Origin of the sequence: Streptomyces sp. DSM 41931 (assembly GCF_050271085.1) — a bacterium.
Classification (GTDB): Bacteria; Actinomycetota; Actinomycetes; order Streptomycetales; family Streptomycetaceae; genus Streptomyces; species Streptomyces albogriseolus.
In genome coordinates, this window is the sequence record NZ_CP189902.1 from 1520343 (window position 1) to 1533992 (window position 13650).

The window sequence follows — 13650 nt, forward strand, 5'->3', positions numbered from 1 at the left end:
GAGGGCGGCCGCGGCCGACCGGCGGCCGACCGCGTCAGTTGTGGCTGTGCAGCACGTCGTTCAGCCCGCCCCACACCGCGTTGTTCGGGCGGGCCTCCACGCGGCCCGTCTCCGAGTTGCGGCGGAAGAGGATGTTGGAGGCGCCGGAGAGTTCGCGGGCCTTGACGACCTGGCCGTCGGGCATCGTCACCCGGGTGCCCGCGGTGACGTAGAGGCCCGCCTCGACCACGCACTCGTCGCCGAGAGCGATGCCCACGCCCGCCTCCGCGCCGACCAGGCAGCGCTCGCCGATGGAGATGCGGACGTTGCCGCCGCCCGACAGGGTGCCCATCGTGGACGCGCCGCCGCCGATGTCGGAGCCGTCGCCGACGACGACGCCCGCCGAGATGCGGCCCTCGACCATCGACGTGCCGAGCGTGCCGGCGTTGAAGTTGACGAAGCCCTCGTGCATCACGGTGGTGCCCTCGGAGAGGTGCGCGCCGAGGCGGACGCGGTCGGCGTCGGCGATGCGCACGCCCTTGGGGGCGACGTAGTCCGTCATGCGCGGGAACTTGTCCACGGACGTCACCTGGAGGTGCAGCCCCTCCGCGCGGGCGTTGAGCCGCACCTTCTCCAGCTCGTCCACGGCGACCGGCCCCAGCGAGGTCCAGGCGACGTTGGCGAGGTGGGCGAAGATGCCGTCCAGGTTCTGGCCGTGCGGCTTCACCAGGCGGTGGGAGAGCAGGTGCAGCCGCAGGTAGACGTCGTGCGCGTCGACCGGCTTGGCGTCCAGCGAGGAGATGACCGTGCGGACCGCGACGACCTCGACGCCCCGGCGCGGGTCCGGGCCGACCGCGGCGGTGGCGCCGCCGCCCAGCAGCTTCGCCGCCTGCTCGGCGGAGAGCCGCTCCGTGCCGGACGGGCCCGGCTCGGCGGCGAGCTCGGGGGCCGGGAACCAGGTGTCGAGGACGGTGCCGTCGGCGGCGATGGTGGCGAGGCCGGCGGCCACTGCGCCGGTGGTGCTCTGAGCAGTCGTGTCGGTCATGAGGGCAACCTAACCGGCCGGTGGCACCGGACGCGAACCGGTGCCGCCCGCATCTCAGGTGCCGGTCCCCGCGCGTCCGTTCCGGGGCAGCAGCCGCCCCAGCACCTCCCGCGCGTAGGCCTCGTCGTAGGGCGTGTCCGTCAGCAGCACCTGGAGGCAGATGCCGTCCATCAGGGCGACCAGGGCGCGCGCGGTCACCGGGTCCGTACGGCGGGACAGCGGCGCGGCGACGTCCTCGCACCACTCGGCGGCTACCGGGCGCAGGGCCGGGCGCCGCAGCGCGGCCAGATACAGCTCGTACTCCAGCTCCACTCCCGTCCGCTCGCCGCCCAGCCACTCCCCCATCAGCGCCGCCAGCTCGGCCGCCAGGTCGGTCCGCGGGTCCTCCAGGCCGCCGCGCGAGGCGATCACCTTGGCGAAGCCCTCGTTGGCCTGGCGCAGGGCAGCCACCATCAGCTCGTCGAGGGTCCTGAAGTGGTACGTGGTGGAGCCGAGCGGCACATCGGCTTCGGCGGCGACGCTGCGGTGGCTGAGACCGGCGATGCCGCTGCGGCCCACCACCCGGATCGCCGCGTCGATGATCCGCTGCCGCCGCTCGGGATCGTACCGGCGCCCCGCCATCAGTGCGCACCGCCCAGGTTCAGCACGACCACGCCGACGATGATCAGCCCGATGCCGACGGCCTTGGCCACCGTCATCCCCTCGCCCAGGAACACGATCCCGATGGTCGCGATGGCGGCGGTGCCCACGCCGGCCCAGATGGCGTAGGCGGTGCCGACGGCCACGGTGCGCAGGGTCTGCGCGAGGAGGGCGAAGGAGACGACATAGCCCAGCAGCGTCAGCAGGGAGGGCCAGAGCCTGCTGAAGCCGTCGCTGTACTTCATGGCGGTGGTGGCGCACACCTCGGCGGCGATGGCCCCGGCCAGCAGCAGGTATCCCATGTGTACGAGCGTACACAACGGCGCCATGGCAGAAGCACGAAAAAGCGACGCCCCCGGAGGGGGCGTCGCCATCGGTCCGTGTGCGGCGGGCTCAGACGTTGAAGCCCAGCGCGCGGAGCTGATCACGGCCGTCGTCCGTGATCTTGTCCGGGCCCCACGGCGGCATCCAGACCCAGTTGATCCGCAGCTCGCTGACCAGGCCGTCCGTGGCGGACTTCGCCTGGTCCTCGATGACGTCGGTCAGCGGGCAGGCCGCCGAGGTCAGCGTCATGTCGACGGTCGCCACGTTGGAGTCGTCCACGTGGATGCCGTAGATCAGGCCCAGGTTGACGACGTCGATGCCCAGCTCGGGGTCGACGACGTCCATCAGGGCCTCGCGGAGCTCCTCCTCCGAGGCCGGCTTCATCTCCACGGTCTCGCTCATGCCGTAGTCCTTTCGGCGTCGGCGCCCAGCGCCTGGGCCGTCGCGTCCTTCCACGCCATCCAGCTCAGGAGGGCGCACTTGACCCGCGCGGGGTACTTGGAGACGCCGGCGAACGCGACCGCGTCCTCCAGCACCTCCTCCATCGCGTCGTCGGGCTCGATCTTCCCCTTGGACTGCATCAGCTCCAGGAAGGTCCCCTGGATCTTCTGCGCCTCGGCGAGGTCCTTGCCGACCAGCAGGTCGTTCAGCACGGACGCGGACGCCTGGCTGATGGAACAGCCCTGGCCCTCGTAGCTGACGTCGCTGATGGTCGTGCCGTCGTACTTCACGCGCAGCGTGATCTCGTCGCCGCACGTCGGGTTGACGTGGTGCACCTCGGCGTCGCCGTCCCGGAGACCCCGCCCGTGCGGGTTCTTGTAGTGGTCCAGGATGACGTCCTGGTACATGGAGTCCAGCTTCACGCCTCAGCCCCTCATCCGAAGAAGTTCCGTACGTGCTCCAGACCGTCGACCAGCGCGTCGATGTCCGCCGACGTGGAGTACAGATAGAACGACGCCCGCGTGGTCGCAGGAATTCCGTACCGCAGGCAGACGGGGCGGGCGCAGTGGTGTCCGACCCGGACCGCGATGCCCTGCTCGTCGAGGACCTGGCCCACGTCGTGCGGGTGGATGTCCCCGAGGGTGAAGGAGATCGCGGCGCCGCGGTCCTCGGCGGTGGCCGGACCGATGATGCGCAGGTCCGGCACCTCGAGGAGCCGCTTGACGGCGTACTCGGTGATGGCGTGCTCGTGCGCGAGGATCTTGTCCATGCCGATGCCCGACAGGTAGTCGATCGCCGCGCCGAGCCCGACCGCCTGGGCGATCGGCGGGGTACCCGCCTCGAACTTGTGCGGGGCGGGCGCGTACGTCGACGAGCTCATCGACACGGTCTCGATCATCTCGCCGCCGCCGAGGAACGGAGGCAGGTCCTCCAGCAGCTCCTGGCGGCCCCACAGAACGCCGATGCCGGTCGGGCCGCACATCTTGTGGCCGGTGAAGGCCACGAAGTCGGCCTGGAGGGCCTGGACGTCCAGCGGCATGTGCGGCGCGGCCTGGGAGGCGTCGACGCACACCAGGGCGCCGACCTCCTGGGCGCGGCGCACGATGGCCTCGACCGGGTTGACCGTGCCCAGGATGTTGGAGACCAGCACGAAGGAGACGATCTTCGTCTTCTCGGTGATGATCTCGTCGATGTTCGACAGGTCGAGCCGGCCGTCGTCGGTGAGGCCGAACCACTTGAGCTTCGCGCCCGTGCGCTGCGCGAGCAGCTGCCACGGCACGATGTTGGAGTGGTGCTCCATCTCCGTGATGACGATCTCGGTCTCGTGGTCCACCCGGTAGGGCTCGTCGGCCCAGCCGAGCATGTTGGCCACGAGGTTGAGCGACTCGGAGGCGTTCTTGGTGAAGATCACCTCGTCGCGCGAGGGAGCGTTGACGAACTCCGCGACCTTGTCGCGCGCACCCTCGTACAGCGCCGTGGCCTCCTCGGCGAGCACATGCACACCGCGGTGGACGTTGGCGTTGTAGCGCTCGTAGTACTCGCCGAGGGCGTCCAGCACCTGGCGCGGCTTCTGGCTGGTCGCCGCGTTGTCCAGGTACACGAGCTTGCGCCCGTCGTGGACCTGCCGGTCCAGGATGGGGAAGTCCTTGCGGATCGCCTCGGTGTCGAGGAGGCCCGGCAGCTGTGTCACTCGGATGCGCCACCCTTCACGTACTTGTCGTAGCCCTCTGCCTCGAGCTGGTCGGCGAGCTCCGCGCCGCCGGACTCGGCGATCCGTCCGGCCGCGAAGACGTGGACGTGGTCGGGCTTGATGTAGCGCAGGATGCGCGTGTAATGCGTGATCAGCAGGGTGCCGACCTGGCCGGACTCGCGGACGCGGTTGACGCCCTCGGAGACGACGCGCAGGGCGTCGACGTCCAGGCCGGAGTCGGTCTCGTCGAGGATGGCGATCTTCGGCTTGAGCAGCTCCAGCTGAAGGATCTCGTGGCGCTTCTTCTCACCGCCGGAGAAGCCCTCGTTCACGTTGCGCTCGGCGAAGGCGGGGTCCATGTTGAGGCGCTCCATGGCCTCCTTGACCTCCTTCACCCAGGTGCGCAGCTTGGGGGCCTCGCCGCGGACGGCGGTGGCGGAGGTGCGCAGGAAGTTGGAGACGGAGACGCCGGGGACCTCGACCGGGTACTGCATGGCGAGGAACAGGCCGGCGCGGGCCCGCTCGTCGACGGACATCTCCAGGACGTCCTCGCCGTCGAGGGTGACGGTGCCCTGCGTGATCGTGTACTTGGGGTGACCCGCGAGCGAGTAGGCGAGGGTCGACTTGCCCGAGCCGTTGGGGCCCATGATGGCGTGCGTCTCGCCCTGCTTCACGGTGAGGTCGACGCCCTTGAGGATCTCCTTCGTGGCGTTGTCGGCCTCGACGGTGACGTGCAGGTCTCGGATTTCAAGCGTTGCCATGGGTGCCTCAGGACTCCTGGGTGAGGGAGACGAGCACATCGTCCCCTTCGATCTTTACGGGGTATACGGGGACGGGGCGCGTCGCCGGGAGGGCGTCGGGCTTGCCGGAACGGAGGTCGAAGCGCGAGCCGTGCAGCCAGCACTCGATGTGGCAGTCGTCGACTTCGCCCTCCGAGAGGGACACGTTCGCGTGGGAGCAGATGTCGTTGATCGCGAACACCTCTCCCTCGGTGCGCACGACGGAGACCGGCGTGCCGTCGAGTTCCACCCGCTTGGGGGTGTCCTCCTCCAGCTCGCTCAGTCCGCAGACGCGTACGAAGGTCATGCGACCGCGGCCTCCAGCTCCTCCTCGATCTTGGCGATCAGGCGCTCCTCGATGTCGGGCACGCCGATCTGCTGGACCAGCTCGGCGAAGAAGCCCCGGACCACCAGACGGCGGGCGTCCTTCTCGGGGATGCCGCGGGCCATCAGGTAGAAGAGCTGCTCGTCGTCGAAGCGGCCGGTCGCGGAGGCGTGGCCGGCGCCGACGATCTCGCCGGTCTCGATCTCCAGGTTCGGCACGGAGTCGACCCGCGCGCCGTCGGTGAGGACGAGGTTGCGGTTCATCTCGTAGGTGTCGGTGCCCTCGGCCTTGGCCTCGATCAGCACGTCGCCGATCCACACGGCGTGCGCGTCGTCGCCCTGGAGGGCGCCCTTGTAGACGACGTTCGACGTGCAGTGCGGGACGTTGTGGTCGACCAGGAGGCGGTGCTCCTGGTGCTGGCCGGCGTCCGTGAAGTACAGGCCGAACAGCTCGGCCTCGCCGCCGGTGCCCGCGTAGGTGACGCGCGGGTGCAGGCGGACGACGTCGCCGCCGAAGGTCACCACGACCGACTTGAAGGAGGCGTCGCGGCCGACGAGGGCGTTGTGCTGGGCGACGTGCACGGACGTGTCGTCCCAGTCCTGGACGGACACGACGGTGAGCTTGGCGCCGTCGCCGAGGACGTACTCGACGTTGGCGGCGAGCACCGCGTCGCCGGTGTGGTCGATGACCACGAGGGCCTCGGCGAAGGCGCCGAGCTCGATCACCTGGTGACCGTAGGCGGTGCCGCCCTCGCCGTGCACCGCGATGCGGATCGGCTCGGTGAGGACGGTCTCCTTCGGCACGGTCACGACCGACGCCTGGGTGAAGGCCGAGTACGCCTGGGCGGCGACGCGGTCCACCGGGGCTCCGGTGCGGCCGAGCCGGGCGTCGTCGCGGCCGACGGTCTCGACGGTGACGCCCTCGGGCGCCTCGACGGCGACCTTGACGCCCGCGTCGGTGGCGGCGGCGGTGCCGTCGTGCAGCCCGCGCAGCCTCTCCAGCGGGGTGAACCGCCACTCCTCCTCACGGCCGTGGGGGACGGGGAAGTCCGCCACGTCGAAGGAGGGGGGCGCGCTCATGCGGGTCGCGACGGTCGACTCCGCGGCGACCGCGATCGAACCGGCGGTGGTGGAGCCCACCGGGATGTTCTGAGCCTCAGCCATGGCTGTCGTAGTGCTCGCTTTCCTTACGTAAGGGGCTTGACGGAACGGCGGGGCGGCCGGTGGCCGCCCCTGGCCGGTGTCAGCCGACCGCGCCTTCCATCTGCAGCTCGATCAGCCGGTTGAGCTCCAGCGCGTACTCCATCGGCAGTTCCTTGGCGATCGGCTCGACGAAGCCGCGCACGATCATCGCCATCGCCTCGTCCTCGGACAGACCACGGCTCATCAGGTAGAAGAGCTGGTCCTCGGAGACCTTGGAGACGGTCGCCTCGTGGCCCATGGACACGTCGTCCTCGCGGACGTCCACGTAGGGGTAGGTGTCCGAGCGGGAGATGGTGTCCACCAGCAGCGCGTCGCACAGCACGTTGGACTTGGAGCCCGGGGCGCCCTCGCCGATCTCGATGAGACCGCGGTAGGAGGTCCGGCCGCCGCCGCGCGCCACCGACTTGGAGACGATGTTCGACGAGGTGTTGGGGGCCATGTGGACCATCTTGGCGCCGGCGTCCTGGTGCTGGCCCTCGCCCGCGAAGGCGATGGACAGGGTCTCGCCCTTGGCGTGCTCGCCCATCAGGTAGACGGCCGGGTACTTCATCGTCACCTTGGAGCCGATGTTGCCGTCGACCCACTCCATGGTGGCGCCCTCGTAGGCGACGGCGCGCTTGGTGACCAGGTTGTAGACGTTGTTCGACCAGTTCTGGATGGTCGTGTAGCGGCAGCGGGCGTTCTTCTTGACGATGATCTCGACGACCGCGGAGTGCAGCGAGTCCGACTTGTAGATCGGCGCGGTGCAGCCCTCGACGTAGTGCACGTAGGCGCCCTCGTCGACGATGATCAGGGTCCGCTCGAACTGGCCCATGTTCTCGGTGTTGATCCGGAAGTAGGCCTGGAGCGGGATCTCGACGTGCACGCCCGGCGGGACGTAGATGAAGGAGCCGCCGGACCACACCGCGGTGTTCAGCGCGGCGAACTTGTTGTCACCGGCGGGGATGACCGTGCCGAAGTACTCCTTGAAGAGCTCCGGGTGCTCCTTCAGGGCGGTGTCGGTGTCGAGGAAGATGACGCCCTGCTCCTCCAGGTCCTCGCGGATCTGGTGGTAGACGACCTCCGACTCGTACTGGGCGGCCACACCGGCGACGAGGCGCTTCTTCTCGGCCTCGGGGATGCCCAGCTTGTCGTAGGTGTTCTTGATGTCCTCGGGGAGGTCCTCCCAGGACTCCGCCTGCTTCTCCGTCGACCGCACGAAGTACTTGATGTTGTCGAAGTCGATGCCGGAGAGGTCGGAGCCCCAGTTCGGCATGGGCTTCTTCTCGAACAGGCGCAGGCCCTTGAGGCGGAGCTTCGTCATCCACTCCGGCTCGTCCTTCTTCGAGGAGATGTCCCGGACGACTTCCTCGTTCAGGCCGCGGCGCGCCGACGCACCGGCCTCGTCACGGTCGGCCCAGCCGTATTCGTAGGTGCCCAGACCCTCCAGCTCGGGGTGGGCAGTCTCCGTGGGGAGAGTCATGCGGGGTTCCTCCCGGACGTGCTTGCAGATGCGTTGTGGGAAATCTTGGGGATGAACGTCGTGCAGACGCCGTCGCCGTGCGCGATCGTCGCCAGCCGCTGTACGTGCGTACCGAGAAGCTCGGCGAAAAATTCCGTCTCGGCCTCGCACAGCTGTGGGAACTGTTCGGCGGCGTGGGCGACCGGGCAGTGGTGCTGGCAGAGCTGCTCGCCGACCGGTGCGCTGCGCGCGGTCGCAGCGTACCCGTCCGCGCTGAGCGCCTTGGCCAGTGCCTCCGTGCGCTGCTCCGGCGGTACGGCCTCGACGGCCTTGCGGTAGGCGCCCGCCTGGGCGGTGATCCGGGCCCGGGCGAACGCGGCGATGGCCTCGCTGCCGCCCTCCCGCTCGCCGATCCAGCGCAGCGCGTCCACCGCGAGCTTGTCGTAGGACTGGTCGAAGGCGTCCCGGCCGCAGTCGGTCAGGGCGAACACCTTGGCCGGACGTCCGCGCGAGCGCGTGCCGTAGACGCGACGGTCGCGGGCCTCCACGACGTTGTCCGCGGCCAGGGCGTCGAGGTGGCGGCGCACGGCCGCCTGGGTGAGCTTGAGCCGCCCGGCCAGTTCGGCGACGGTCGACGGGCCGTGGTCCAGGATGGAGCGGGCGACGCGGTTGCGGGTGGACCGCTCACCGGTTGCCAGATCCTCGTGGGACGCCTCGCCAACGTTTTTCACAACGCCATTGTTGCGTAATTCGTCGGAGCCCGGCAAGCCGTGCCCGGACGGCCCGCAGTGCCCTGCATCACTTAGGTGAACCTAATCTGACCTGCGGAAACGATCTTTGATCGATCGGACCGGGCCGCCCCTGAGCACCCCGTCGGCACCGCCCGCACCCCCTCCGACCGGCGCACTTGCCGTTCCGCAGCACACTCCGGACGGTCCGCGCAAGACCGCGTTTCCCGTCCGGCCGGCTTCCCGCACCCCCGGGCCCGGACCCCTCGGAGGCTCCCTAGACTCATGACCCATGCGAAGTGAGCCCGTGGTCCAGGTGCAGGCCCTGGTGAAGCGGTACGGCACGAAGACCGCGGTGGACGGCCTCGACCTGGCGGCCCGGCAGGGCGTGACCGCCGTGCTCGGCCCCAACGGAGCGGGCAAGACCACCACGGTCGAGATCTGCGAGGGGTACCGGCGGCCGGACTCCGGCACGGTGCGCGTCCTGGGTCTCGACCCGGTCCGCGAGTCGGCGGCGCTGCGGCCCCGTATCGGCGTGATGCTCCAGTCCGGCGGCGTGTACGCGGGGGCGCGGGCCGACGAGATGCTGCGGCACGTGGCGAAGCTGCACGCGCGCCCGCTGGACGTGGACGCGCTGATCGAACGCCTGGGTCTCGGCTCCTGCGGCCGTACGGCGTACCGGCGGCTGTCCGGCGGACAGCAGCAGCGGCTCGCGCTGGCGATGGCCGTGGTGGGCCGCCCGGAACTGGTGTTCCTGGACGAGCCGACCGCCGGCCTCGACCCGCAGGCCCGCCACGCCACCTGGGACCTGGTCCGCGACCTGCGCGACGACGGCGTCTCCGTCGTCCTCACCACGCACTACATGGACGAGGCCGAGCAGCTCGCCGACGACGTGGCGATCATCGACGCCGGCCGGGTCGTCGCCCAGGGTTCCCCCGAGGAGCTGTGCCGGGGCGGCGCCGAGAACACCCTGCGCTTCTCCGGGCGGCCCGGACTGGACGTGGCCTCCCTGCTGAAGGCGCTGCCCTCCGACGCGTCGGCCGCCGAGGCGACGCCGGGCTCGTACCGGGTCACCGGCAAGGTCGACCCGCAATTGCTCGCCACGGTGACGTCCTGGTGCGCGCAGCACGGCGTCCTGCCGGACCGCATCTCGGTGGAGCGCCACACCCTCGAAGACGTGTTTCTGGAGCTGACGGGCAAGGAGCTGCGTTCGTGATCACGCATCACCCCGAGACCGGCCGGGGGTCCGGGGGTTGGCCCCCGGGAAGGCACAGCCTGGAGCTGACGGGCAAGGAGCTGCGTTCGTGACGGCCACCGGGATCTACTCTCCGCAGCCGGGCGCGGCGCCGCCGGCCCGCATGATCGCCGCGCAGGCGGTGCTCGAGACGAAGATGCTGCTGCGCAACGGCGAGCAGCTGCTGCTCACCGTGATCATCCCCACCCTGCTGCTGGTGCTGTTCAGCACCGTGGACGTGGTGGACACCGGCGACGGCGCGGCGGTGGACTTCCTCGCGCCCGGCGTCCTCGCGCTCGCGGTGATGTCGACCGCGTTCACCGGGCAGGCCATCGCGACCGGCTTCGAACGCCGCTACGGCGTGCTGAAGCGGCTCGCCGCCTCCCCGCTGCCGCGCTGGGGGCTGATGACCGCCAAGACGCTTTCGGTGCTGGTCACCGAGGTGCTCCAGGTGGTGCTGCTGACCGTGATCGCGCTGCTGCTCGGCTGGGACCCGCGGGGCAGCGCCCTCGCGGTGGTCGCCCTGCTGGCGCTGGGCACGGCCGCCTTCTCCGGGCTCGGGCTCCTCATGGCCGGCACGCTCAAGGCGGAGGCCACCCTCGCCGCCGCCAACCTGGTCTTCCTGCTGCTGCTCGTCGGCGGCGGGGTGGTCGTGCCGCTGGACAAGTTCCCCGACGCGGCGCAGGACGTGCTGGGCCTGCTGCCCATCGCCGCGCTGTCGGAGGGCCTGCGGGACGTGCTCCAGCACGGCGCCGGAATGCCCTGGGCCGACCTGGGGATCCTCACCGCCTGGGCGGTCGCGGGGCTCGCGGCCGCCGGCGCGTTCTTCCGCTGGGAGTAGGTGTGCGATGACCGGAACCGACCCTCGTGAAAGCGTGCACAAGCGGACGCCTACGATGGGACGCGTGCCAAACGTGACCCGCGCCGACGCCCAGGCGGCCCTGCGCAACCCGCTCGCCTTCATCGCCGCCCGCTGGACCCCGGACCCCCGGACCGTCCGCCGCGCGGCCCTCGCCGCGCTCGTCATGTCGGTGGTCATCGTGGTCACCGGCGGCGCGGTCCGGCTGACCGGTTCCGGCCTGGGCTGCCCGACCTGGCCCAAGTGCACCGACGACTCGCTCACCACCACCAGCGAGATGGGCCTGCACGGCGTCATCGAGTTCGGCAACCGCCTGCTGACCTACGTGCTGTGCGCCGCCGTCGGCTGGGCGATCGTCGCCGCGCGCTCGCAGAAGCCGTACCGGCGCAGCCTCACCCGGCTGGGCTGGGCGCAGTTCTGGATCGTGATGGGCAACGCGGTGCTCGGCGGCATCGTGGTGCTGGTCGGTCTGAACCCGTACACGGTCGCGGCGCACTTCCTGCTGTCCTCGGCGCTGATCGCGGTCGCCACGGTGATGTGGCAGCGCGCCCGCGAGGGTGACGCCGAGCCGCGGCCGCTGGTCGGCAAGGCCGTGGTGCAGCTGGTGTGGTTCCTGGTGGCCGCGTCCGTGCTGCTGATCGCGGTCGGCACGGTGGTGACCGGCGCGGGCCCGCACGCGGGCGACTCCAGCGAGGTCCCGCGGATGCCGGTCGACTGGGAGGCGGTCACCAAGCTGCACGCCGTGCTGGCGTGGATCGTGGTGACGCTGACCTTCGCCCTGTGGTTCGTGCTGAAGGCCGTGGACGCCCCCGAGGGGCCGCCGGCCCGCACCCGTGAGCTGTTCCTGATCCTGCTGGCGCAGGGCGTGATCGGCTATGTGCAGTACTTCACCGACCTGCCCGAGGTCCTGGTGGGGGCGCACATGTTCGGCTCGTGCGTGATGTGGATCTGGGTGCTGCGCGTCCTGCTCTCCCTCCGCGAACGCCCGGAGGAGGCGGCCCCGGCGGCCACGCCCGTGCCGGCTCAGGAACCGGCCACCAGCGCGTCGATCGCCGGCCCCAGGTAACTCCGCACGAGCCCGGCACGCCGCTGCGGCCACGCCGCGTCGGCCGCGACCGGTCCGCCGTAGCGGCGTGCGCGGATGTCCTCGACGACCTCCTCGGGCGCGCCGAGGCCGGGCAGCACGTCCAGCGCCTCCCGCTTGCTGATCAGACGACCCTCCCGGAGGGTGACGGCGGCCCGCGCGTGGGTCAGCATCCCGAGGTCGACCCATACGTCCCGGGTCCAGAGATCGGTCCGGTCCGCATGCGGCCGCCAGTAGTCGCGCTGGTCCCGCAGCACGAACGCGGCGAGCTCACCGTCCGGCACCGGCGGCAGGACGTCGGCGGGCGGCGCCCCGCGCAGCACCCGGCCGAAGGTGTGCAGCTCCGTGCGGGTGACCGGGGTGACGGTGCGCCGGAACAGCCGCTCGTGCGCCCATGTGAGGTGGCGCCGCTCCGCGCCCGCGGCGGTCCCGGGGGTGAGATACGTGCAGTGGAGCCCGTCCGCGAGCGGTTCGGCGCGCAGCCGGGCGTGCAGGACGGCGAGCCGCCACACCGTGCGCGGGCCGGTCGGAGGCGGCAGGACCGCGATCAGGTCCAGGTCGCTGCGGCCCTCGACGTAGTCGCCCGCGGCCAGTGAGCCGTGCGCCCACACGGCGACCGGGGACAGGGGCGCGAGCCCGGTGAGGAAGCGGTCGAGCAGGGCGTCGGTCTGCTGCATCCGCCCAGTCTCCACCCGGGCACTCCCCCGGACGTCGTGTTCCGGGCAGGCCGTGGACCCGGCCCGCGCCTTCCGCGTCAGTCGAGGCCGTACACCCGTGCCGCGTTGCCGGAGGCGATCATCGTGGCGACGCGCCGGGCGTCGTCGAGGGACCAGGCGCCCTCGGAGACCCAGCCGCCGAGGACCCGGGCGAGGGCCTCGCGGAAGAGGTGGGCGCCGACAACGTGCAGCTCGGGCAGGCCGCGGGCGCCGCTTGAGAAGAGGATCTTGCCGAAGGGGGCGAGCTCCAGCACCTCCGCGAGGACGGTCGCCGCGCGGGCGCCGGTGCGGACCAGGGCGGCGCCGCAGTCGGCGTAGACGTGCGGGAAGACGCCCGTCAGATGGGCGGCGTGCCGGTGGTACGGGTAGCCGTGCAGCAGCACGAGATCGGTGCCGAGCCCGGCGGTGGCCCGGACGAAGTCGGTGAGCAGCACCGGGTCGGTGCGGTCGACGCGCGCGCCCGGGGCGCCCAGCCCGGCGTGCAGCTGGAGCGGCAGTCCCGAGGCCACGGCGATCCACAGCAGGTGGCGCAGCAGCACCGGGTCGGTCAGCCGGTCCCCGGCGCCGCGCGCGGCCAGCCAGCGTCCGGCCGCACCGCGCACCTCCCCCGCCTCGGGCGGCTCGGGGGCGAGCGCGAGACCGTGACGCAGTCCGGCGACGGAGGTGAAGGCGACCGCGTGCGCGGCGGCGGCGTGCACCGACTCGGCGAGGTTGGCGAGGAGGGACTCGACGGTGCCGGAGGTGTCGGCGACCTGTTCGGCGAGCTGCTCCAGGCGGACGATCTCGTGCGCCTCGGCCTGGCCGGCGCGGGCCAGCTCGTCGGGGCCGGTGAGGTCGCCGGGCAGGCCGGTGTCGACGAGGTAGGCGGTGATGCCGCTGCCCCGCAGCAGCCGGCGGCCCGCCTCGACCGTGCCGAGCTCACGGCGGCGTGCGAGATAGCGGGAGGGCGGACAGTGCGGTTCCAGACCGAGCAGCGGCGGGCACCAGCGGCGCACCGCGAACCCGGTCTGGGTGTCGAAGAGGGTGGTGCCGGGCGCCGGCGGTCCCTCGGTGCGGGCCAGCTGGGCCTCGAACGTGCCGAGGCCCAGCTCCGTGCGCAGTACGCCGTGGCAGTACTGGTCCACGAGGGACGGCGGGTCGATCATCTCCGGGCTCTCCCCGTGT

Annotated in this window: 16 protein-coding genes; 3 read left to right on the top strand and 13 right to left on the bottom strand. The window is 71.3% G+C overall.

Going from position 1 to position 13650, the window contains the following annotated elements:
- Nucleotides 1-34: 34 nt before the first annotated feature.
- From dapD to ACP7TJ_RS07310, 11 genes are all read right to left on the bottom strand, one after another.
- Nucleotides 35-1024: a 2,3,4,5-tetrahydropyridine-2,6-dicarboxylate N-succinyltransferase gene (gene dapD, locus ACP7TJ_RS07260; RefSeq protein ID WP_167744969.1), complete on the bottom strand. Its 990-nt coding sequence runs from the start codon at nucleotides 1022-1024 to the stop codon at nucleotides 35-37.
- Between the two features lie 54 nt (nucleotides 1025-1078).
- On the bottom strand, nucleotides 1079-1645 hold the full coding sequence (locus tag ACP7TJ_RS07265; RefSeq protein WP_093767568.1) for a TetR/AcrR family transcriptional regulator: 567 nt from the start codon (nucleotides 1643-1645) through the stop codon (nucleotides 1079-1081).
- The gene (locus ACP7TJ_RS07270) at nucleotides 1645-1965 is read right to left on the bottom strand and encodes a DMT family transporter (protein ID WP_048458430.1); all 321 of its coding nucleotides are present in this window, start codon (nucleotides 1963-1965) and stop codon (nucleotides 1645-1647) included. Before ACP7TJ_RS07270 ends, ACP7TJ_RS07265 begins: the two co-directional genes overlap by 1 nt.
- A gap of 91 nt (nucleotides 1966-2056) precedes the next feature.
- Nucleotides 2057-2389: a metal-sulfur cluster assembly factor gene (locus ACP7TJ_RS07275; RefSeq protein ID WP_093546390.1), complete on the bottom strand. Its 333-nt coding sequence runs from the start codon at nucleotides 2387-2389 to the stop codon at nucleotides 2057-2059.
- The gene (gene sufU / locus ACP7TJ_RS07280) at nucleotides 2386-2850 is read right to left on the bottom strand and encodes a Fe-S cluster assembly sulfur transfer protein SufU (RefSeq protein WP_093546387.1); all 465 of its coding nucleotides are present in this window, start codon (nucleotides 2848-2850) and stop codon (nucleotides 2386-2388) included. The genes ACP7TJ_RS07275 and sufU overlap by 4 nt, the downstream gene beginning before the upstream one ends.
- Before the next feature lie 11 nt (nucleotides 2851-2861).
- Entirely contained in the window at nucleotides 2862-4118 is a 1257-nt protein-coding gene (locus tag ACP7TJ_RS07285; protein WP_266545348.1) for a cysteine desulfurase, read from the bottom strand.
- Nucleotides 4115-4879 (bottom strand): Fe-S cluster assembly ATPase SufC, encoded by a 765-nt coding sequence (gene sufC, locus ACP7TJ_RS07290; protein WP_048458428.1) that lies wholly within the window; start codon nucleotides 4877-4879, stop codon nucleotides 4115-4117. The genes ACP7TJ_RS07285 and sufC overlap by 4 nt, the downstream gene beginning before the upstream one ends.
- Before the next feature lie 7 nt (nucleotides 4880-4886).
- Nucleotides 4887-5204 carry a non-heme iron oxygenase ferredoxin subunit gene (locus tag ACP7TJ_RS07295; protein ID WP_093767567.1) on the bottom strand — a complete coding sequence of 106 codons (318 nt, stop codon included), beginning with the start codon at nucleotides 5202-5204 and terminating at the stop codon, nucleotides 4887-4889.
- Nucleotides 5201-6385 carry a Fe-S cluster assembly protein SufD gene (gene sufD, locus ACP7TJ_RS07300; protein WP_093767566.1) on the bottom strand — a complete coding sequence of 395 codons (1185 nt, stop codon included), beginning with the start codon at nucleotides 6383-6385 and terminating at the stop codon, nucleotides 5201-5203. The genes ACP7TJ_RS07295 and sufD overlap by 4 nt, the downstream gene beginning before the upstream one ends.
- A gap of 79 nt (nucleotides 6386-6464) precedes the next feature.
- Nucleotides 6465-7886 (bottom strand): Fe-S cluster assembly protein SufB, encoded by a 1422-nt coding sequence (gene sufB, locus ACP7TJ_RS07305; protein ID WP_093767565.1) that lies wholly within the window; start codon nucleotides 7884-7886, stop codon nucleotides 6465-6467.
- Nucleotides 7883-8596, bottom strand: coding sequence for a helix-turn-helix transcriptional regulator (locus ACP7TJ_RS07310; RefSeq protein WP_093767564.1), 714 nt, complete (start codon nucleotides 8594-8596; stop codon nucleotides 7883-7885). Before ACP7TJ_RS07310 ends, sufB begins: the two co-directional genes overlap by 4 nt.
- A 289-nt stretch (nucleotides 8597-8885) precedes the next feature.
- Between ACP7TJ_RS07310 and ACP7TJ_RS07315 the strand changes: the two genes are divergently transcribed.
- The 3 genes from ACP7TJ_RS07315 to ACP7TJ_RS07325 all read left to right on the top strand — a co-directional run bounded on the left by ACP7TJ_RS07315 (nucleotide 8886) and on the right by ACP7TJ_RS07325 (nucleotide 11752).
- The gene (locus ACP7TJ_RS07315) at nucleotides 8886-9809 is read left to right on the top strand and encodes an ABC transporter ATP-binding protein (RefSeq protein ID WP_093767563.1); all 924 of its coding nucleotides are present in this window, start codon (nucleotides 8886-8888) and stop codon (nucleotides 9807-9809) included.
- An 88-nt stretch (nucleotides 9810-9897) separates the two neighbouring features.
- The gene (locus ACP7TJ_RS07320; protein WP_193460499.1) at nucleotides 9898-10668 is read left to right on the top strand and encodes an ABC transporter permease; all 771 of its coding nucleotides are present in this window, start codon (nucleotides 9898-9900) and stop codon (nucleotides 10666-10668) included.
- 55 nt (nucleotides 10669-10723) lie between these two features.
- Nucleotides 10724-11752 (top strand): COX15/CtaA family protein, encoded by a 1029-nt coding sequence (locus ACP7TJ_RS07325; protein ID WP_376724936.1) that lies wholly within the window; start codon nucleotides 10724-10726, stop codon nucleotides 11750-11752.
- Here the strand turns inward: ACP7TJ_RS07325 and ACP7TJ_RS07330 are convergent.
- Together ACP7TJ_RS07330 and ACP7TJ_RS07335 are read right to left on the bottom strand one after the other, a co-directional pair.
- A complete protein-coding gene (locus ACP7TJ_RS07330) occupies nucleotides 11710-12447 on the bottom strand; it encodes a nucleotidyltransferase domain-containing protein (protein WP_266396171.1) in 738 nt (245 codons plus the stop codon). The genes ACP7TJ_RS07325 and ACP7TJ_RS07330 overlap by 43 nt on opposite strands.
- 77 nt (nucleotides 12448-12524) lie before the next feature.
- Nucleotides 12525-13631 (bottom strand): amidohydrolase family protein, encoded by a 1107-nt coding sequence (locus ACP7TJ_RS07335; protein WP_427762526.1) that lies wholly within the window; start codon nucleotides 13629-13631, stop codon nucleotides 12525-12527.
- Nucleotides 13632-13650: the final 19 nt, after the last annotated feature.

Coding starts and splice junctions, on each gene's coding strand:
- ACP7TJ_RS07330 (WP_266396171.1), bottom strand. CDS start 12,447: ATGCAGCAGACCGACGCCCTGCTCGACCGCTTCCTCACCGGGCTCGCG.
- ACP7TJ_RS07270 (WP_048458430.1), bottom strand. CDS start 1,965: ATGGGATACCTGCTGCTGGCCGGGGCCATCGCCGCCGAGGTGTGCGCC.
- sufC (WP_048458428.1), bottom strand. CDS start 4,879: ATGGCAACGCTTGAAATCCGAGACCTGCACGTCACCGTCGAGGCCGAC.
- sufB (WP_093767565.1), bottom strand. CDS start 7,886: ATGACTCTCCCCACGGAGACTGCCCACCCCGAGCTGGAGGGTCTGGGC.
- ACP7TJ_RS07275 (WP_093546390.1), bottom strand. CDS start 2,389: ATGAGCGAGACCGTGGAGATGAAGCCGGCCTCGGAGGAGGAGCTCCGC.
- ACP7TJ_RS07265 (WP_093767568.1), bottom strand. CDS start 1,645: ATGGCGGGGCGCCGGTACGATCCCGAGCGGCGGCAGCGGATCATCGAC.
- ACP7TJ_RS07325 (WP_376724936.1), top strand. CDS start 10,724: ATGGGACGCGTGCCAAACGTGACCCGCGCCGACGCCCAGGCGGCCCTG.
- ACP7TJ_RS07295 (WP_093767567.1), bottom strand. CDS start 5,204: ATGACCTTCGTACGCGTCTGCGGACTGAGCGAGCTGGAGGAGGACACC.
- ACP7TJ_RS07335 (WP_427762526.1), bottom strand. CDS start 13,631: ATGATCGACCCGCCGTCCCTCGTGGACCAGTACTGCCACGGCGTACTG.
- sufD (WP_093767566.1), bottom strand. CDS start 6,385: ATGGCTGAGGCTCAGAACATCCCGGTGGGCTCCACCACCGCCGGTTCG.
- ACP7TJ_RS07315 (WP_093767563.1), top strand. CDS start 8,886: ATGCGAAGTGAGCCCGTGGTCCAGGTGCAGGCCCTGGTGAAGCGGTAC.
- dapD (WP_167744969.1), bottom strand. CDS start 1,024: ATGACCGACACGACTGCTCAGAGCACCACCGGCGCAGTGGCCGCCGGC.